The sequence below is a fragment of the Escherichia sp. MOD1-EC7003 genome (assembly GCF_002965065.1).
Classification (GTDB): domain Bacteria; phylum Pseudomonadota; class Gammaproteobacteria; order Enterobacterales; family Enterobacteriaceae; genus Escherichia.
The window spans coordinates 24,041-41,227 of the sequence record NZ_PTRE01000010.1 but is presented as its reverse complement, the minus strand read 5'-3'; the positions used below and the strand labels follow the sequence as shown (position 1 = coordinate 41,227).

Annotated in this window: 20 protein-coding genes; 3 read left to right on the top strand and 17 right to left on the bottom strand. The window is 50.7% G+C overall.

Features of this window, described 5'->3' with window-relative positions; genetic code table 11:
- Window positions 1-64: 64 nt before the first annotated feature.
- Together proA and proB are read right to left on the bottom strand one after the other, a co-directional pair.
- The gene (gene proA / locus A7090_RS01195) at window positions 65-1,318 is read right to left on the bottom strand and encodes a glutamate-5-semialdehyde dehydrogenase (protein WP_105272717.1); all 1,254 of its coding nucleotides are present in this window, start codon (window positions 1,316-1,318) and stop codon (window positions 65-67) included.
- Between the two features lie 11 nt (window positions 1,319-1,329).
- Window positions 1,330-2,433 (bottom strand): glutamate 5-kinase, encoded by a 1,104-nt coding sequence (proB, locus tag A7090_RS01190; RefSeq protein ID WP_105272716.1) that lies wholly within the window; start codon window positions 2,431-2,433, stop codon window positions 1,330-1,332.
- A 287-nt stretch (window positions 2,434-2,720) separates the two neighbouring features.
- On the opposite strand from proB, the gene phoE reads away from it, so the two are divergent.
- Window positions 2,721-3,776 (top strand): phosphoporin PhoE, encoded by a 1,056-nt coding sequence (gene phoE, locus A7090_RS01185; protein WP_105272715.1) that lies wholly within the window; start codon window positions 2,721-2,723, stop codon window positions 3,774-3,776.
- Between the two features lie 109 nt (window positions 3,777-3,885).
- Here the strand turns inward: phoE and crl are convergent, their stop codons facing one another.
- The 3 genes from crl to gpt all read right to left on the bottom strand — a co-directional run bounded on the left by crl (window position 3,886) and on the right by gpt (window position 6,139).
- On the bottom strand, window positions 3,886-4,287 hold the full coding sequence (crl, locus tag A7090_RS01180) for a sigma factor-binding protein Crl (protein ID WP_105272714.1): 402 nt from the start codon (window positions 4,285-4,287) through the stop codon (window positions 3,886-3,888).
- Window positions 4,288-4,344: 57 nt separating this feature from the next.
- A complete protein-coding gene (gene frsA, locus A7090_RS01175; RefSeq protein ID WP_105272713.1) occupies window positions 4,345-5,589 on the bottom strand; it encodes an esterase FrsA in 1,245 nt (414 codons plus the stop codon).
- Between the two features lie 91 nt (window positions 5,590-5,680).
- The gene (gene gpt, locus A7090_RS01170) at window positions 5,681-6,139 is read right to left on the bottom strand and encodes a xanthine phosphoribosyltransferase (protein WP_001291990.1); all 459 of its coding nucleotides are present in this window, start codon (window positions 6,137-6,139) and stop codon (window positions 5,681-5,683) included.
- Window positions 6,140-6,399: 260 nt separating this feature from the next.
- Between gpt and pepD the strand changes: the two genes are divergently transcribed.
- On the top strand, window positions 6,400-7,857 hold the full coding sequence (pepD, locus tag A7090_RS01165; protein WP_105272712.1) for a cytosol nonspecific dipeptidase: 1,458 nt from the start codon (window positions 6,400-6,402) through the stop codon (window positions 7,855-7,857).
- Between the two features lie 8 nt (window positions 7,858-7,865).
- The gene (locus tag A7090_RS01160; protein ID WP_105272711.1) at window positions 7,866-8,147 is read left to right on the top strand and encodes a hypothetical protein; all 282 of its coding nucleotides are present in this window, start codon (window positions 7,866-7,868) and stop codon (window positions 8,145-8,147) included.
- An 8-nt stretch (window positions 8,148-8,155) separates the two neighbouring features.
- On the opposite strand, the gene A7090_RS01155 is transcribed toward A7090_RS01160, so the two are convergent.
- From A7090_RS01155 to fliS, 12 genes are all read right to left on the bottom strand, one after another.
- Window positions 8,156-8,680: a metal-dependent hydrolase gene (locus A7090_RS01155; RefSeq protein ID WP_123056918.1), complete on the bottom strand. Its 525-nt coding sequence runs from the start codon at window positions 8,678-8,680 to the stop codon at window positions 8,156-8,158.
- A gap of 77 nt (window positions 8,681-8,757) precedes the next feature.
- Entirely contained in the window at window positions 8,758-9,372 is a 615-nt protein-coding gene (gene prfH / locus A7090_RS01150) for a peptide chain release factor H (protein WP_105272709.1), read from the bottom strand.
- Complete coding sequence (locus A7090_RS01145) at window positions 9,369-10,508, bottom strand: RNA ligase RtcB family protein (RefSeq protein ID WP_198599553.1); 1,140 nt, start codon at window positions 10,506-10,508, stop codon at window positions 9,369-9,371. The genes prfH and A7090_RS01145 overlap by 4 nt, the downstream gene beginning before the upstream one ends.
- A gap of 317 nt (window positions 10,509-10,825) precedes the next feature.
- Window positions 10,826-11,278: a GNAT family N-acetyltransferase gene (locus tag A7090_RS01140; protein WP_105272707.1), complete on the bottom strand. Its 453-nt coding sequence runs from the start codon at window positions 11,276-11,278 to the stop codon at window positions 10,826-10,828.
- Window positions 11,275-12,330, bottom strand: a complete 1,056-nt coding sequence (dinB, locus tag A7090_RS01135; protein WP_105272706.1) for a DNA polymerase IV — start codon at window positions 12,328-12,330, stop codon at window positions 11,275-11,277. Before dinB ends, A7090_RS01140 begins: the two co-directional genes overlap by 4 nt.
- Window positions 12,331-12,400: 70 nt before the next feature.
- A complete protein-coding gene (gene lafU, locus A7090_RS01130) occupies window positions 12,401-13,324 on the bottom strand; it encodes a putative lateral flagellar export/assembly protein LafU (protein ID WP_105272705.1) in 924 nt (307 codons plus the stop codon).
- 2 nt (window positions 13,325-13,326) lie between these two features.
- Window positions 13,327-14,190: a flagellar motor stator protein MotA gene (motA, locus tag A7090_RS01125; RefSeq protein WP_105272704.1), complete on the bottom strand. Its 864-nt coding sequence runs from the start codon at window positions 14,188-14,190 to the stop codon at window positions 13,327-13,329.
- Window positions 14,191-14,202: 12 nt separating this feature from the next.
- Window positions 14,203-14,919 (bottom strand): FliA/WhiG family RNA polymerase sigma factor, encoded by a 717-nt coding sequence (locus A7090_RS01120; protein WP_105272703.1) that lies wholly within the window; start codon window positions 14,917-14,919, stop codon window positions 14,203-14,205.
- Between the two features lie 19 nt (window positions 14,920-14,938).
- Window positions 14,939-15,406 (bottom strand): flagellar basal body-associated FliL family protein, encoded by a 468-nt coding sequence (locus A7090_RS01115; RefSeq protein WP_105272702.1) that lies wholly within the window; start codon window positions 15,404-15,406, stop codon window positions 14,939-14,941.
- A gap of 7 nt (window positions 15,407-15,413) precedes the next feature.
- On the bottom strand, window positions 15,414-16,475 hold the full coding sequence (locus A7090_RS01110) for a flagellar hook-length control protein FliK (RefSeq protein WP_105272701.1): 1,062 nt from the start codon (window positions 16,473-16,475) through the stop codon (window positions 15,414-15,416).
- Window positions 16,472-16,783, bottom strand: coding sequence for a flagellar protein FliT (locus A7090_RS01105; RefSeq protein ID WP_105272700.1), 312 nt, complete (start codon window positions 16,781-16,783; stop codon window positions 16,472-16,474). Before A7090_RS01105 ends, A7090_RS01110 begins: the two co-directional genes overlap by 4 nt.
- Window positions 16,784-16,787: 4 nt before the next feature.
- Window positions 16,788-17,180: a flagellar export chaperone FliS gene (fliS, locus tag A7090_RS01100; protein ID WP_105272699.1), complete on the bottom strand. Its 393-nt coding sequence runs from the start codon at window positions 17,178-17,180 to the stop codon at window positions 16,788-16,790.
- Between the last annotated feature and the right edge of the window lie 7 nt (window positions 17,181-17,187).

Below are 17,187 nucleotides of genomic sequence, written 5' to 3'. Positions count from 1 at the left end.
TAACCGGGCGATGCGTCAATGGCCTTGTGAATCAAATGGCTACTTTTGCATCACCCGGTTTTATTTACGCACGAATGGTGTAATCACCAATGCCGATCCACTTGTAAGTGGTCAGCGCTTCCAGGCCCATCGGGCCGCGCGCATGCAGTTTTTGCGTGCTTACCGCCACTTCTGCCCCAAGACCAAACTGACCGCCGTCGGTAAAACGCGTAGAGGCGTTAACGTAAACAGCGGAGGAATCCACTTCGTTAACAAAACGCTGGGCGTTGCGCATATCGCGGGTCAGGATCGCATCGGAGTGTTGCGTGCCGTGTTCGCGAATATGGGCGATGGCATCGTCAAGATCGCTGACGATTTTGACGTTCAAATCTAACGACAGAAATTCATCGTCATACTCTTCGGCTTTAACAGCCACCACCTTCGCGGGGCCTGCCTGCAACTGCGCCAGCGCAACTGCATCAGCGTGTAACGTCACGCCGCTTTCTGCCATTTGCTTGCTTAATGCGGGCAGGAAGCTATCTGCAATGTTTTTATTCACCAGCAACGTTTCTACCGTATTACACGTGCTCGGGCGCTGAGTTTTCGCGTTAACGATCACCTTCAAGGCTTCAGCGATCTCTGCACTTTCATCAACGTAAATGTGGCAGACACCTATACCACCAGTGATCACCGGGATCGTCGATTGTTCGCGGCACAGTTTATGCAAACCAGCACCGCCGCGTGGGATCAGCATGTCGATATATTGATCCATACGCAGCATTTCACTGACCAGCGCACGATCAGGATTATCAATCGCCTGCACCGCACCCGCCGGTAAGCCGCTGGATTTCAGGGCGTCCTGAATCACCGCCACTGTTGCAGCATTAGTGCGACAGGTTTCTTTGCCACCACGCAGGATCGCCGCGTTACCGGTTTTCAGGCACAGCGAAGCGACATCAACCGTCACGTTCGGGCGCGCTTCATAAATCACGCCAATCACCCCCAGCGGTACGCGACGGCGCTCCAGACGCAGGCCGCTATCCAGCACGCCGCCATCAATCACTTGCCCCACCGGATCGGCGAGGTTACACACCTGACGCACATCATCAGCAATGCTTTTCAGACGCGCGGGCGTCAGTGTCAGACGGTCAAGCATCGCTTCGCTAAGCCCATTGGCACGCGCGTCAGCAACATCCTGGGCGTTAGCGTTGAGGATACTTTCGCTTTGTGCTTCCAGTTCATTGGCGATCTTTTCCAGCACTCGATTTTTTTCGCGGCTGGAAAGTTGCGCTAATTTATACGAGGCTTGCTTCGCGGCAATGCCCATTTGTTTCAGCATCAGCCTGCTCCTTAACGGGTAATCATGTCATCACGGTGAACGGCAACCGGGCCGTATTCATATCCCAGTATTGCATCAATTTCTTGCGAGTGGTGTCCGGCAATGCGGCGTAATGCATCACTGTTGTAACGGCTAACGCCATGAGCAATATCACGACCTTCAAGGCTGCAAATGCGGATGACTTCACCACGCGAGAAATTGCCGCTCACGCTTTTAATGCCTTTAGGCAGCAAGGAACTACCGCGTTCAAGAATGGCGGCAGTCGCCCCTTCATCAACGGTAATTTCACCCGCCGGTGGCGCACCGAAAATCCAGCGTTTACGGTTTTCAAGCGGAGTCGCCTGGGCATGGAACAACGTACCGACGGAAATGCCTTCCATCACATCACCAATGACGCCTGGCTTGCTGCCCGCAGCAATAATGGTATCTATACCCGCACGGCAAGCCACGTCAGCGGCCTGCAATTTGGTGCTCATGCCGCCCGTTCCGAGGCCTGAAACGCTGTCACCGGCAATCGCGCGCAGTGCGTCATCAATGCCGTAAACATCTTTAATCAGTTCTGCCTGCGGATTGCTGCGCGGGTCAGCGGTATACAAACCTTTTTGATCGGTCAGCAGCAACAGTTTATCGGCACCCGCCAGAATCGCCGCCAGCGCCGAAAGATTATCGTTATCGCCAACTTTTATCTCTGCAGTCGCAACAGCATCGTTCTCATTAATTACCGGAACGATATTGTTATCGAGCAACGCACGCAGGGTATCGCGGGCGTTCAGGAAGCGCTCACGGTCTTCCATATCAGCACGAGTCAGCAGCATCTGCCCGACGTGAATGCCATAAATTGAAAACAGCTGTTCCCACAGTTGAATCAGTCGACTCTGCCCTACCGCCGCCAGCAGTTGTTTCGAAGCAATAGTCGCTGGCAGTTCCGGGTAACCTAGGTGCTCACGTCCGGCGGCAATCGCGCCCGACGTCACAATAACAATCCGATGCCCGGCGGCATGTAACTGCGCACACTGGCGAACAAGTTCAACGATATGGGCACGGTTCAGGCGGCGCGATCCGCCTGTTAGCACACTGGTGCCGAGTTTTACCACCAGCGTCTGGCTGTCACTCATGATTCTCTGCCATTCAATTTTAGGAAAAATGATATCAAGCGAACGTTTTAGCAGGACTGTCGCCAGTTGCCAACCATCTGCGAGTAAAGCATGGCTTTTTGTTGCGCGGGATCAGCAAGCGTAACGGCAGCTGTTTACATTTTTATTACATATTTAATAAATTACCACATTTTAAGAATATTATTAATCTGTAATATATCTTTAACAATCTCAGGTTAAAAAACTTCCTGTTTTCAACGGGACACTCCCGCTGAATATTCGCGCGTTAATTAAAATCAGGAATGAAAATGAAAAAGAGCACTCTGGCATTAATGGTGATGGGCATTGTGGCATCTGTATCCGTACAGGCCGCAGAAATATATAACAAAGACAGTAATAAATTGGATGTTTATGGCAAAGTTAAAGCCATGCATTATATGAGTGATAATGACAGTAAAGATGGCGACCAAAGTTATATCCGTTTTGGTTTTAAAGGCGAAACACAAATTAACGCGCAACTGACTGGTTATGGTCGTTGGGAAGCAGAGTTTGCCGGTAATAAAGCAGAGAGTGATACTGCGCAGCAAAAAACGCGTCTCGCTTTTGCCGGTTTGAAATATAAAGATGTGGGTTCTTTCGACTATGGTCGTAACCTGGGCGCGCTGTATGACGTGGAAGCCTGGACCGATATGTTCCCGGAATTTGGTGGCGATTCCTCCGCGCAGACCGACAACTTTATGACCAAGCGCGCCAGCGGTCTGGCGACGTATCGGAACACCGACTTCTTCGGCGTTATCGATGGTCTGAACTTAACCCTGCAATATCAAGGGAAAAACGAAAACCGCGACGTTAAAAAACAAAATGGCGATGGCTTCGGCACGTCATTGACATATGACTTTGGCGGCAGCGATTTCGCCATCAGTGGGGCCTATACCAACTCCGATCGCACCAACGAACAAAACCTACAAAGCCGTGGCACAGGCAAGCGTGCAGAAGCATGGGCAACAGGTCTGAAATACGATGCCAATAATATTTACCTTGCAACTTTCTATTCTGAAACACGTAAAATGACGCCAATATCTGGCGGTTTTGCTAATAAAACACAGAACTTTGAAGCGGTTGCTCAATACCAGTTTGACTTTGGTCTGCGTCCGTCGCTGGGTTATGTCTTATCGAAAGGGAAAGATATTGAAGGTATCGGTAATGAGGAGCTGGTTAATTATATTGATGTCGGTGCTACGTATTATTTCAACAAAAATATGTCGGCATTTGTTGATTATAAAATCAACCAACTGGATAGCGATAACAAATTGAGTATTAATAATGATGATATTGTCGCGGTTGGGATGACATATCAGTTTTAATGAATATTGCCGGATGCGGCGTGAACGCCTTATCCGGCCTACGAAAACTACGAAAACCAATATTTCAGGCCGGAAGAGATGCTCTAACATCGCATCCGGCACTTTTCACTCACGCCGTTAACTTCACCGGTTCATCACGAAAATCATCTGCCGGTTCCAGCTTCAGATTCAGCGTCGTCAGCAGTTCACGCAGCTTCTCATGAAACTCACGCAGGGTATGTTCCAGTCGCTCAACCACTTCGGCATCTTTTATCTGAACACTCGTCCAGTCGCCTGCTTTATCGAACAGACCAAACTGGTAACTGTGGGTAAAACGGGACTCCTGCGCTTCCAGTTCCATCCACCAGCCCCAGAACTCACGCACTTCCGGCGCGGGTTTCACGTTGACGCATACAGCCAGACAATCGAAAAAGAATCGATTATCTTCGCACTTACCTTCACGAATATATGGGCCTAGTGCGGTAAATTTTTTGATCAATCTGCTTTTCGGGTGTCCACTCGGTAACGTCATTGCGATCTCCTGTTGTGAAGCAACTGTTTTACCAAATTGACAAAATTTAGCAAATTTTTAACACAATCGTTTTTCGATCCAGTCAGTGATATCCTGGAGTGCCTTGTCAAAATTCCGATACACCGGGTTAAATGGGATCTCTAATAATTTACCGTCAGCAGATGACGAAGTGATTAAGCGTGAATCCTCCTCCGGGCTGAACGGATCGTTCTTCCAGTAGCCTGATAACATTGGCGTTGGGCAGCGACGTCCCAGCAATCCTTGCACTTTTAATGAATAGCGATTCAACTCCACGCGCAACGCTTCGTCGGAAGCATCATGCATCCCCAAACGACTCGCCAGAACGTCAAGATACATTTCCGGCACCTGTTGTTGGCACTTAAAATCACTCAACAGGGTATGAACTACCGGACCAAGACAGGCAACCGCTTTCAGACGCGGCGATTCAAGGTATGCCAGACGCACAGCAACGTTAGCGCCGAAACGGAAACCAAAGGCCGCGACGCGAGTGTGATCCACCCACGGTACGTTAGGCAGCGCTTTTAAGACGTGCTGATGCAACAGGCTGGAGTCCTGGGTGAGCTTCCATTTTGAAGAAAAGCCCACCGACGGCATATCAATAGTCAGCATCGCAATGCCGCGCGGCGCGAAATAACGTTCATACAGGCTGTAATAGTCCGTCTGCATCGCATCCAGACCACCACACATTAATACTGTCGGGAACGGGCCATCGCCTTTCGGCATATGCAAAAAGCCAGTGATTGGCGCACCGCCCGGTACGGTAAACTCCATTTGCCGCATCGTGCCCGGCAGGCGTTGGGCGGCCTCTTCATAGGCGCGGTTTGACAAAGCCTGCGCTTGCTCGGCCAGGTCATCTCCTTTCAGATGAGGATAAGCGGCAATGTTGTACAACGTCGCCGCATGCAGCCAGTGACGACCACTGAGTTGCGGATCTTCTTCCGCACAGGCTTTTTGTTGCCACACCATCGCCTGGGTGGCCCACTCATAAATCCAGTTACCGCCACGGTAACCAATCACCGTATCGTATAAATCACTGTCGGTACGTTCGGCATCGCTCATTACAATACGCGCCTGGACGTCAAGAATTTCACGCGGATCAACACCACGCCAGATCCACATCAGGCGGTTAATCATGCGATACCAGTGGGGAATGGTTTTACCATCAAGGGCCGACTGCACAGGTGATTGCGAACCGTGATTAAAACGACGGACAAGCGTCGAGGTTTCAGGATGTTTAAAGCGGGGTTTGAACAGAGTTTCGCTCAGGTTTGCCTGTGTCATGGATGCAGCCTCCAGAATACTTACTGGAAACTATTGTAACCTGCCTGAAGTTAAAAAGAACAACGCCCGGCAGTGCCAGGCGTTGAAAAGATTAGCGACCGGAGATTGGCGGGACGAATACGACACCCATATCCCACGGCTGTTCAATCCAGGTATCTTGCGGGATATCAACAACATAATCATCAACCAGCGGACGACCTGCCGGTTTTGCGAAGATGGTGACAAAGTGCGCTTTTGGATACATTTCACGAATCGCAACCGCAGTACCACCGGTATCCACCAGGTCATCAATAACGATGAAGCCTTCACCATCGCCTTCTGCGCGTTTCAGCACTTTAAGCTCGCGCTGGTTGTCGTGATCGTAGCTGGAAATACAAACGGTATCGACATGACGAATACCCAGTTCACGCGCCAGTAACGCACCCGGTACCAGACCGCCACGGCTTACGGCAATAATGCCTTTCCATTGTTCAGAAGGCATCAGTCGGCTTGCGAGTTTACGTGCATGGATCTGCAACATGTCCCAGGTGACGATGTATTTTTCGCTCATGTGAAGTGTCCCAGCCTGTTTATCTATGGCTTAAAAAGTGTTCGAGGGGAAAATAGGTTGCGCGAGATTATAGAGATCTGGCGCACTAAAAACCAGTATTTCACATGACTCCGTGTCTTTTTACGCACTGTCTCTCCCTGACGCGGGATAAAGTGGTATTCTCAAACATATCTCGCAAGCCTGTCTTGTGTTGACAACATTTTCTGCTAACCCTGTGACCTGCAATACTGTTTTGCGGGTGATTGACAAGGAGACTTAACGTGTCTGAACTGTCTCAATTATCTCCACAGCCGCTGTGGGATATTTTTGCCAAAATCTGTTCTATCCCTCACCCGTCCTATCATGAAGAGCAACTCGCTGAATACATTGTAGGTTGGGCAAAAGAGAAAGGTTTCCATGTCGAACGCGATCAGGTGGGTAATATCCTGATTCGTAAACCTGCCACCGCAGGTATGGAAAATCGTAAAACGGTCGTCTTGCAGGCCCACCTCGATATGGTGCCGCAGAAAAATAACGACACCGTGCATGACTTCACTAAAGATCCTATCCAACCTTATATTGATGGCGAATGGGTTAAAGCTCGCGGTACCACGCTGGGGGCAGATAACGGCATTGGTATGGCCTCTGCACTGGCGGTTCTGGCTGACGAAAACGTAGTTCACGGCCCGCTGGAAGTGCTGCTGACCATGACCGAAGAAGCCGGTATGGACGGTGCGTTCGGCTTACAGAGCAACTGGTTGCAGGCTGACATTCTGATTAACACCGACTCCGAAGAAGAAGGTGAAATCTACATGGGCTGTGCGGGCGGTATCGATTTTACCTCCAATCTGCATTTAGATCGTGAAGCGATTCCGGCTGGTTTTGAAACCTTCAAGTTAACCTTAAAAGGGCTGAAAGGCGGTCACTCCGGCGGTGAAATCCACGTTGGCCTGGGTAATGCCAACAAACTGCTGGTGCGCTTCCTGGCGGGTCATGCGGAAGAACTGGATCTGCGCCTTATCGATTTCAACGGCGGCACACTGCGTAACGCCATCCCGCGTGAAGCCTTTGCTACTGTAGCTGTAGCAGCCGATAAAGTCGACGCACTGAAATCTCTGGTGAATACCTATCAGGACATCCTGAAAAACGAGCTGGCAGAGAAAGAGAAAAATCTGGCCTTGTTGCTGGACTCTGTTGCGAACGATAAAGCTGCCCTGATCGCGAAATCTCGCGATACCTTTATTCGTTTGCTGAACGCGACTCCGAACGGCGTGATCCGTAACTCCGATGTAGCCAAAGGCGTGGTTGAAACCTCCCTGAACGTCGGTGTTGTGACCATGACCGACAACAACGTAGAGATTCACTGCCTGATCCGTTCTCTGATCGACAGCGGTAAAGACTACGTGGTAAGCATGCTGGATTCGCTGGGTAAACTGGCTGGCGCGAAAACCGAAGCGAAAGGCGCATATCCTGGCTGGCAGCCGGACGCAAACTCTCCGGTTATGCATCTGGTACGTGAAACCTATCAGCGTCTGTTCAACAAGACGCCGAACATCCAGATTATCCACGCGGGCCTGGAATGTGGTCTGTTCAAAAAACCGTATCCGGAAATGGACATGGTTTCTATCGGGCCAACAATCACCGGTCCACACTCTCCGGATGAACAAGTTCACATCGAAAGCGTAGGTCACTACTGGCGACTTCTGACTGAACTGCTGAAAGAAATTCCGGCGAAGTAATTACAATAATGTCCACGCCTGCGGGCGTGGACTACTGTTTGAAGCCAATGGCTATCTATATCGAAATAACAAAACATTATGAAACTCATGAAAAGGTCGCATATTTATATAGCTGCGACCATATTTCATGGGGAGAATTTCTGATCGCCAAAGAAAGTTTTGCGCTGGAATCCGTGAAAGAACTTAAGGGTGAAAAGCAGAATTTTTATATGTTCAGAGCCTGGGGCAAAGTCAGGAAAACATACTTAGCCACGGGAGAATTTCCCCAGGAAACATGTTACGCCGCTTAAAGTCAGAATCATTTTTTCACGCGTTTTACATTTACCATTTTAGCATTACGCCTGCACCACATGGCAATGGCGGCAGCTACTAATGCCAGTTCCAGTAAAAACGACCAGTGTAATAAAAAATTGAGCCACCACGGATGATGTACCGCCGTAATATGAAAGAGTGCAAAGGGTTGGTTAACGAAAGGCATCAACCACCAGATATCACCGACCAGCGTATCGAGTAATAAATGCACGATACCATTCAGGCAAAACACCACGCCCAACCACGCCGGAAGTTTATTCTTCGCAATTGCGGCCCAAACTAATGTCGCCGCCAGCAGAGCAAACCATAATAATGGCCAATGAGACGGGTAAAGATGATGATGGCGTTGCCCGTTATCAACCAGATAGCACCAGAAAAGATCAAAATCGGGCGCAATGGCCCCAACTAAGCCAATAACCATCGCCCAGCGCGCATGACGAGCAATCAGTGGCAAGCGTTTCACTAAAGTACAAGTTATTAAATAACCAGCCGGAAGATGACCGATAAACATGACTATTCCTTTCGTTTTTCCCGCCGCTTTCATGTAGAAAACGGCGGGAGACATTCCTCAATTACACAGCGACAAAATTACACAGCGACAAAAGCCATTCCTGTAAATGTCCGTCGCGGGTTGCCACGTTCAATCTGGTGATGGAACATTCGCCGCTGCGATTTCAGCGCCGCGCTATTTTCCTGTTGCAGCAGCTCCAGCTTCCAGGCGATCAGCAATCGCGCCAGCCGTTTGTTAGCATGCTGGCTGCGCTCTGACTGAACCTTCACGCTAATCCCGGTTGCCAGATGCGTGGCGCGTACCGCCGAGTCGGTTTTATTGACATGTTGACCGCCCGGCCCCGACGAACGCAACGTCTCATAACGGATCGCGTCGGATTGATCTTGTTCATCAGCAGTAAAACGCCCAATGCCCAGAAACCAGTTTTTGCGCCCATGATGAGGCCGGTACGGGCTCGGACAAATCCACTGAATAGTGCCGCACCAGCTTTCGCTTAATGCCCATGCGTTGTCGCCATCCAGAGAAACCAGCGCCGAACGCAGCGTGTCAGAGTAACGGCCCGTTTCTGTTTCCAGCACCGTTACCGCGACGTCTTGTCGGGCAGCTTCTTTAATCAGCCTGTCCAGCGCCTTTTTCACTGCGAGACAACATTCTTCCGGCCCCTGAGCAGAGGAAAGTTGTAGCAAGATCATCCTTTTTTCCCTCCACTGTTTTTGAGCGTCAGCACCGGACGCAGCCGAGCGACAGGAATAATTAAACCGGCCTGCATAAGGCATTGCACCACGCTTTCTGCCGATTTATAGGCTTGTGGCGCTTCTTCAAAGATGAGTTGTTTATCGCGACAAATTACCCGACTGCCAAGTTCAGTACGCGAGAGTTGCGTCGCCGTGTATTTCGCTGCCAGACGCCCTTTACACTCAGTGCGCCCCCATTTACGCCCTGCCCCATGTGCCAGCGAGTGGAGCGTTTTTTCGTTCTCAACAGGCTTAACCAGCCATGAGTAATCGCCACGTGAACCGGGAATAATCACCAGACCGTTTTCATCCGGCGTGGCACCTTTACGATGCAACCAGCCCTGTTGATCGCCGATTTGACACGCGCTAACAAAGTTATGCGTCACATCCAGAACCAAATTTCCGGTGGCCTTAACTTGTTGCATTATGCGCAAAGCGATCATCTGGCGATTAATACGCGCAAACGCCAACGCATCATCATGTTTCGCAATATACCGTAGCGCGTCATCACTGCATTCTGGCAACCCATGATGCGAAAACGAGGCAATATGCTGCTGTAAAATAGATTGCCCCAACCCACGCGAGCCGCTATGAACCAGCAGTTGCAGATGCTGCGCATCCAGACCTGCCAGTGCAAACAGCTCAGCGTTGATGATTTGATCAATCTGTTGCAGTTCTGCGAAGTGGTTACCGCCACCGATGGAGCCAAGCGAGCTGCGCCACGGATGCAGTGCAAACGCTGGCGGCAGGTTTTCCTCCAGCCAGCTTTCTTCAGCTGCGTCATCCAGATCTGATAATCGCTTTTCAAACTTATCGGCGTTGTATTTGCGAGCGAGAATATCTGTTTGCCATAACGCCATGCCGCAGCCAATATCGTTGCCGACCAGCGCCGGATAAAAACGACCAACGGAAAAGAACGCTGCGCCAATTGGGTAGCCGCGTCCGGGATGTAAATCTGGCATCCCTACTACGCGTTGCATGTTGGGTAAATTTGCAGTGGTATGTAATTGTTGGATCGCTAAACTCTCGATCCACAGGTCATCGGATGCGATGGTAAATACCGCATCGGATAAGGGACGAATATATTTGCCCATGTACCATTCCATTTATACTCGTCATACTTCAAGTTGCATGTACTGCGACTGCGTTCGTTCACCCCAGTCACTTACTTATGTAAGCTCCTGGGGATTCACTCGCTTGTCGCCTTCCTGCAACTCGAATTATTTAGAGTATATAAATATAAAAATCAGGAAATGGCAGACGAATCCAGGGCAAGAAAAAAAGAATTAATCCTGGAAAGGTCTGCAAAGAGTCATTGATAAAGGATTTGTCATGATTTACCTCCTTGCAGTTTGTGGAATAAGAAAACGCGCACATACTAGGCGGGCGTTATTTTCATTGCAAGCTGGATTTAATGTTGCTGTTTATATCGCATATAAAAATTAGTAAACCACGCTCCCCGGCACTCAACGCGCTGCTGCTTAACTATCTGAAAACCATAACGTTCAAAAAAGGGTTTTGCGGTTATGCTGGCATCCACCGTAAGTTCGGATTCAGACTTAATCAATGGTTTTAACAAGGTGCTGGCAACCCCGAGGCGGGTGTATTCCGGGTCAACAAATAGCATATCGATATAATGTTCAATGCAGGTAATAAAGCCAACCAGTTGTGCATTAATGACTGCAACCCGCACTTGTGATTTCGCGAGTTTCTCCTTCCAGCGAAATTCGTCAATCTGTGCCCAGGCAGCAATTTGTTGTGGTGAATAATGCTGACTGGCGGTCATCGTAACCGCTCTAAGGAAAATAGCGCATAGTTGCTGAAAATCGCCAGGCTGATAGTCTCTTATTTGTATGTTATTCATAATCCCAGCACCAATTGTCTTTCCATTTGAGGGTCAAGCAATGCCACATGCAGCCCCACCAGCCGCACACCGCGCCCGCCGCGGCGTTCATCCCAGGTTTTACGCGCGGTGGCGATTAAGTCAGCTTTATTCAGCCGCGGCCAGACGTGCTCCTGAGTGGTTTGCTGAAAATCGTCGAACTTTAATTTCACCCCCTGGCGGGCGATCAGTAAATCAGGTTTCACCTTTGCCAGACGGCGCTCCAGTTCAGGGTAAAGCCGCTCGATAATCGCTTCACATTCAGACCAGTGATGAATATCTTCTGCCATCGTGCGTTCCACGCCGACGGATTTTCGCAATCGTTCGCTGTTAACATCGCGCTCGTCAATGCCCTGACTACGCTCCCACAAAATACGGCCAAATTTGCCAAAGCGTTTAAGCAACATCACCAGCTCACACTTTTGTATATCACCGCAGGTCCGCAGCCCCATCGCTTCCAGTTTTGCCGCCGAGACTTTGCCAACACCGGGAATTTTTGCCAGCGGCAAGGTTTGCAGAAATGCAGGAACTTCTGCCGGAGTAATCACAAACTGGCCGTTGGGTTTATTCATGTCGGAGGCGATTTTGGCGAGAAACTTAACCGGTGCCACGCCCGCAGATGCCGTCAGGTGCAGCTCGTTGAAAATCGTCTGGCGAATTTCCTGGGCGATGAGGGTCGCAGAACCGTGGCAATGTACGCTGTCGGTGACGTCAAGATAGGCCTCATCCAGTGACAACGGTTCAATGCGCGAGGTATAGCGCGAGAAAATTTCGCGGATATGATTTGAGGCTTCTTTGTAGGCGTCAAAGCGCCCTGGAAGCAAGGTAAGATGCGGGCATAATTTGAGCGCCATCCCAGTTGGCATAGCGCTACGTACGCCAAATTTACGCGCGGGATAATTGGCAGTGCTGATCACCCCCCGACGTTCACGGCTGCCGCCAATAGCAATAGGGATATCGCGCAGGGCGGGATTGTCGCGCATCTCCACTGCGGCGAAAAAGCAGTCCATATCCACATGAATGATTTTACGCATTGCTCACCTCTCAACACTGGTAAAGTATACAGTGATTTCAGGGTTTGAGAAATGCGTAAAGATTCAGCATTTAATGCGTTCGCTGCGAAAACACCTGCTGCTTCTCCAGCTTTTGCACCAGCGGCTGCACCACCTTATCCCCATGCTGCCCAAAATATTGATACAACGTATCGGACGCACTTTTGGTCAGCACCATAATCTCAATGCGTCGGTTACCTGCGCTTTGCGGATTTTTGGCATCCAGCAGCATCTGGTCTGCCATCGCGCTCACCTGCATCACTTTATCTTCCGGCATTCCGGCTTCTTCCAGCACCCGACGGGCCGAAAGCGCACGGTCCCCCGAAAGGTTCCAGTTGTTGTAGATATTGTTTTTGTAGGCCATCGCATCGGTATGCCCGGTGATGATGATCTTATTGTCGAGCGAATCAAAAACCGGCGCTAACGCCACCAACAGCGTTTTAAAGAACGGCATAATTTTCGCGCTGCCGCGTTCAAACATATTACGGTTCTGGTCATCTTTGATCAGCACGCGTAATCCCTGGGGAACAATCTCCATCTCCAGATTCGCTTCCATATGCGCATCACGGGCGATGGTGTTAATACTGGTTGCCAGTTCACCAAGCTCAGTGGTGGATTTCTTCTTCAGCAGCGCCGTTTTCTCGTTGATGTCGCGCGCTTTTTTCTCCGTCTCTTCCGGCACCGCCACGGTGGCAGGTTTCGGTGGATGCTTCGGACTGATTTTATTTAAAGGCGACAGCCCGCCTCCATTGAAAATCGACTGCCCATGCAGCGCGGCGATAATGCTTTCACGCTCGGATTTACTGACGCTGTTGACAATCCACAGCGTCATAAACAGCGCCATCATTGCCAAAGTAAAGTCGGCAAACGCTACCTTCCACGCCCCGCCGTGATGCCCGGCATGATTCTTTTTGATCTGCCGCCGGACGATGGTCATTTTTGCCCCACGATCGCGGCGGTTGCCCATCTTTCTCATGCTTATTCTTGCTCCAGCATCGCATTCACCCACGCGTCGAGGTTGGCGAAGGTCGGTTTAGACGCCAGATGCAGCAGCTTACGCCCGGCGTCCACCGCCAGCAGCGTCGGTTTGCCGCCCGCCTGCGCCACCAGCACGGTACGCACGCATTCCAGCAAAGAATGTTCTGCCCGCGCCTGTTGTTCCATGGCGTTGGCGAGCGGGTCCATCAGGCAATAGCAGATAAACACACCTAAAAACGTCCCCACCAGCGCCGCCGCGACTTTCAGGCCAATCAGGGCAATAGAGCCGTCAATCGACTGCATGGTGATGATGATGCCCAACACTGCCGCACAAATACCAAATCCCGGCATCGCTTCGGCGGTACGTTGCAACGAGCGTGATGGCGTTAACAGCGACTCTTCGGCGGTGTCCAGCTCCTGATCGAGAATGCCTTCCAGTTCATGAGCATCAATCTTGCCCATCGCCATCAGGCGAAAGTTATCGGCAATAAAAGTCACCAGCCGCTTCTGAGTTAATACCAGCGGGTATTTCTGGAAAATAGTGCTCTCTTCCGGCTGCTCGATATGTTGATCCAACATACGCAGGCCGCCGTTTTGTACCATCTCAAGCAATTCATACAGGCACATTAATAGCTGACGTTGAAACTCCGGACCAAGCTGTTTTTTACTGATCACGCCTTTAATTTGATGGGCTATCTCTTTCAGAACATGTTTCGGGTTACCAATAATCATCGCCCCAAAACCTGCCCCCAAAATAATGATCATCTCTGCCGGTTGCCAGATGGCAATTAATTGACCGCCCGCTTCAAAATAGCCGCCAAATACGCAGCCAAGCACCACCAGTAAACCTAATATTTTTTGCATGATTTCTTCACTTTAATTCGGATAGACAAAATTACGAATTTTCTGCGCGATCTGTTTATTCAGTTGACAAATTCGGGCCTCGGTTAACCCTAATACCAGCGCAATCTCTTTGAGATTCATCTCATGCTGGTAATACATGGAGAGGATCAGTTGCTCTTTTTCGCTTAATTGTGAAAGCGCGTGTTGCAACATTTGCTGAGTGACAAACTGATCTTCCAGTTCCCTGCCAGCAAGCGAAATGCCAGGCCCCTCGCTGTTCAGCAGTTCGTCAAGGCTGGCGAGCGTTTCTGCCCCTTCCAGTTGCTGATATTCGAGATAATCTTCATGCGAGATCCCTTCCGCGGCCAGTTCTGACCATTCCGGCTCGTGCCCCATTTTTTTACGCGTTTCGCGAATCAGGTCTTTCATCTGATGATATTTCTGCCGCAGCTGGCGCGGTCGCCAGTCAATAGCACGCAGCTCATCAAGGATCGCACCGCGAATACGATGCACGGCATAGCCCGCAAAACCTTCGTCCGGCAGCCCATAACGGCGAATGGCGTTAAGCAGCCCCATTAACGCCGTTTGTTCCATATCCTGACGGTCAATAATGCAATTACACTGCGGAGCAAGTTGCCGCACCACTTTACGCACCAACGGTAAATAGGCTTGCAAATAGTGGCTCTCCTGCTGCGGGGTTAATACCGGCGCCGCAGCAAATTCTTCTGACTCGAATACGTCCTGTAGCATGTCTATATCCATCTGGTGATTACTGGAAGACCACTTTTTTCACCAGCAAATCCTTATACGGTGCGCTCATTTTGCGACGCTGAAGCTCTTTCTTTAACGCGTCAGAAATCAGTTTGCGGATGGCTGATATTTTCATACCGCGCAAATCTTCAAATTTCATTTCCGTCAGGCATTCAACTGCAATACTTTGATACAGCGGCTCCTGATGTTTTATTTTTTCCGCTTCTTTGTCATTGGCGACCACCATCACTAATTCTGCCGACAAATAATGGTCCGCGCCGTTGTTGTCATGCAGCGTGACGATGGTTTCCGGTAACGTCACAAACACGCTTTTGCTTTCATCCAGGGTTTCTACTGTTTCCGTCTGCGCGGCAGCAGTCGGTTTTCCTTTTCCGGCATAATGATGCCAGACACCCCATCCAGCTCCGGCACCCACCACCAACGCCAGAACGGCGCTGACCACGCCCGCCACCACGATTTTCTTCATATTGACTTTACACTTTGATCAAAACGGATTCGTTCTGTTGAAATTGAGGCGCATCATCGAGAAGTAAGGCTGCACTCACCTCTTCCTGCTGATGGCCCGACTGTTGTTGCTGCTGCGACTGCCCTTCGGAGGAGACCTGTACATTCACCTCCATAAAATTTTGCGCCGTCAGATGCTGGCGGAGATCGTCGCTAAACTGCTGCAACGCGCGACAAACTTCGCCCTGGCTGGCGCCGATATGCACCATCAGTTTGCCGCTGTCGAGTTGTACGGCGATCTCAAGCTTGCCAAGCGACGGTGGATCAAGACGGATGGTAGAGATCTGCTGCTGTTTGTTGAGTTGAAAGTGGATCTGATCTTTCAAAAGCGTCGTCAGTTTTTCACCCAGCTCGTCCATCGAGAGCGTGACGGGTTTAGCGGTTATCTCCTGATGATCGCTGATCGGCTCCGGCGTCTTAACCTGCAACACCGCACGCGCCATAACCGGTTCGCTGTCTGCTACTTTTTCCGTTTTTCGTGCGACCTGCGGTCGTGCGGTCACGCGGGTTAGTTCAGGTTTCGGACGAGATGGCTGTGCTGATGTACGTAGCTGCGTCGGCGCAATAGCATGTAAATCTTCGCAGGCGTAAGTCGCCAGTCTGACCTGCTGCTCGGGTTTCGCCTGCGGCAACTGACTGACCAGTTCCTGCAATTGCGGCGGCAACGGCGTGAGTTCCTGCGGCGGCTGCGGGCGTTGCGGCGCGTTTTGCGCCCCTGCTTTCGTCAATTGTTGGATAACCGGCGATGTTGCGACGTTTCGCGGCTGCGGCGTGTCCTGATGCAGCGCGGCAGGTTGCGGAAGTAACAGTGCCATTAGCGCCTGCATCCCCGCCGGATCGTTCTCCTGCGGGCGCATCGCCTGTTGCTGACTGGTTTTAGCGCTATGAACGCGCTCCGCTACCGCGGCCACCGCCATTTTCGGCAAAGTAAACACGGGGGCGTTTTCACCGCTCACCGGCGGTAAAATATCCGCTTTCAACGACGCCGTTTCCGCAAGCGTTCCGAGCGTGGCAAGCAATGCCGGATTCATGACTTCTCCGAAAGTAAATTAACAATTGAGTAGGCGAGCACACCTTCCTGATGCCGCTGATGTTGTTCCATACGCGCCTTTAACACATCTGCACGCTGCTCGCGCCGTTTAATCAGGGAATTAAACGCGCTGTACAACTGCGCCTTCACCACATCCAACTGCGCCGTATCGGTTTCCACCGCCGCGTAATCGTGAAACTGGCGCATCAACTGCTGATGTAGTGCCGGAAGGCGCCGCCAGCGTTGTTTGTCGAGCGTTTCGTTCATCGCCTCAACCAGCACAAAAAGTTGCCTGCGTTGTTTTTCCATCGTCTTAACCCAGCTTTCCCGAAAGTCCTTCCCAACCTTCGCGCAGGTTGCTTAAGATCAGTATCACTTCATCGATTTTTTCTGCCGACAATTCACCACTGGCCTCATACAAACGGTAAACGCAGTGGTCATAGAGGCGCGAAAGGTTCACCACCAGCTCGCCGCCGGTTTCAAACTCCAGCGAACTGGTGAGCGCATTGAGAATGTCGATGCATTTATTGATACTCTGGGCTTTCTTCTCGAAACGCCGCCCTTCGATGTGACTTTTGGCGCGCTCCAGCTCGTCCATCAGGCCGGAAAACAGCACTAGTACCAGTTCCAGAGGCGATGCCGCCGCTGTACGCGCCGCGAGATCAATCTCTTTATATTGCGAATAGCCGTCCTGTACTTCGTACATCGTTAAG

What these genes read in the sequence shown, in the direction of transcription:
- lafU (WP_105272705.1), bottom strand. Translation starts at nt 13,324, where the DNA reads ATGAGAAAGATGGGCAACCGCCGCGATCGTGGGGCAAAAATGACCATC.
- A7090_RS01160 (WP_105272711.1), top strand. Translation starts at nt 7,866, where the DNA reads ATGTCCACGCCTGCGGGCGTGGACTACTGTTTGAAGCCAATGGCTATC.
- proA (WP_105272717.1), bottom strand. Translation starts at nt 1,318, where the DNA reads ATGCTGAAACAAATGGGCATTGCCGCGAAGCAAGCCTCGTATAAATTA.
- A7090_RS01115 (WP_105272702.1), bottom strand. Translation starts at nt 15,406, where the DNA reads ATGAAGAAAATCGTGGTGGCGGGCGTGGTCAGCGCCGTTCTGGCGTTG.
- A7090_RS01110 (WP_105272701.1), bottom strand. Translation starts at nt 16,475, where the DNA reads ATGAATCCGGCATTGCTTGCCACGCTCGGAACGCTTGCGGAAACGGCG.
- phoE (WP_105272715.1), top strand. Translation starts at nt 2,721, where the DNA reads ATGAAAAAGAGCACTCTGGCATTAATGGTGATGGGCATTGTGGCATCT.
- dinB (WP_105272706.1), bottom strand. Translation starts at nt 12,330, where the DNA reads ATGCGTAAAATCATTCATGTGGATATGGACTGCTTTTTCGCCGCAGTG.
- frsA (WP_105272713.1), bottom strand. Translation starts at nt 5,589, where the DNA reads ATGACACAGGCAAACCTGAGCGAAACTCTGTTCAAACCCCGCTTTAAA.
- A7090_RS01120 (WP_105272703.1), bottom strand. Translation starts at nt 14,919, where the DNA reads ATGCTACAGGACGTATTCGAGTCAGAAGAATTTGCTGCGGCGCCGGTA.
- A7090_RS01145 (WP_198599553.1), bottom strand. Translation starts at nt 10,508, where the DNA reads ATGGGCAAATATATTCGTCCCTTATCCGATGCGGTATTTACCATCGCA.
- gpt (WP_001291990.1), bottom strand. Translation starts at nt 6,139, where the DNA reads ATGAGCGAAAAATACATCGTCACCTGGGACATGTTGCAGATCCATGCA.
- motA (WP_105272704.1), bottom strand. Translation starts at nt 14,190, where the DNA reads ATGCAAAAAATATTAGGTTTACTGGTGGTGCTTGGCTGCGTATTTGGC.
- proB (WP_105272716.1), bottom strand. Translation starts at nt 2,433, where the DNA reads ATGAGTGACAGCCAGACGCTGGTGGTAAAACTCGGCACCAGTGTGCTA.
- A7090_RS01155 (WP_123056918.1), bottom strand. Translation starts at nt 8,680, where the DNA reads ATGTTTATCGGTCATCTTCCGGCTGGTTATTTAATAACTTGTACTTTA.
- prfH (WP_105272709.1), bottom strand. Translation starts at nt 9,372, where the DNA reads ATGATCTTGCTACAACTTTCCTCTGCTCAGGGGCCGGAAGAATGTTGT.
- A7090_RS01140 (WP_105272707.1), bottom strand. Translation starts at nt 11,278, where the DNA reads ATGAATAACATACAAATAAGAGACTATCAGCCTGGCGATTTTCAGCAA.
- fliS (WP_105272699.1), bottom strand. Translation starts at nt 17,180, where the DNA reads ATGTACGAAGTACAGGACGGCTATTCGCAATATAAAGAGATTGATCTC.
- crl (WP_105272714.1), bottom strand. Translation starts at nt 4,287, where the DNA reads ATGACGTTACCGAGTGGACACCCGAAAAGCAGATTGATCAAAAAATTT.
- A7090_RS01105 (WP_105272700.1), bottom strand. Translation starts at nt 16,783, where the DNA reads ATGGAAAAACAACGCAGGCAACTTTTTGTGCTGGTTGAGGCGATGAAC.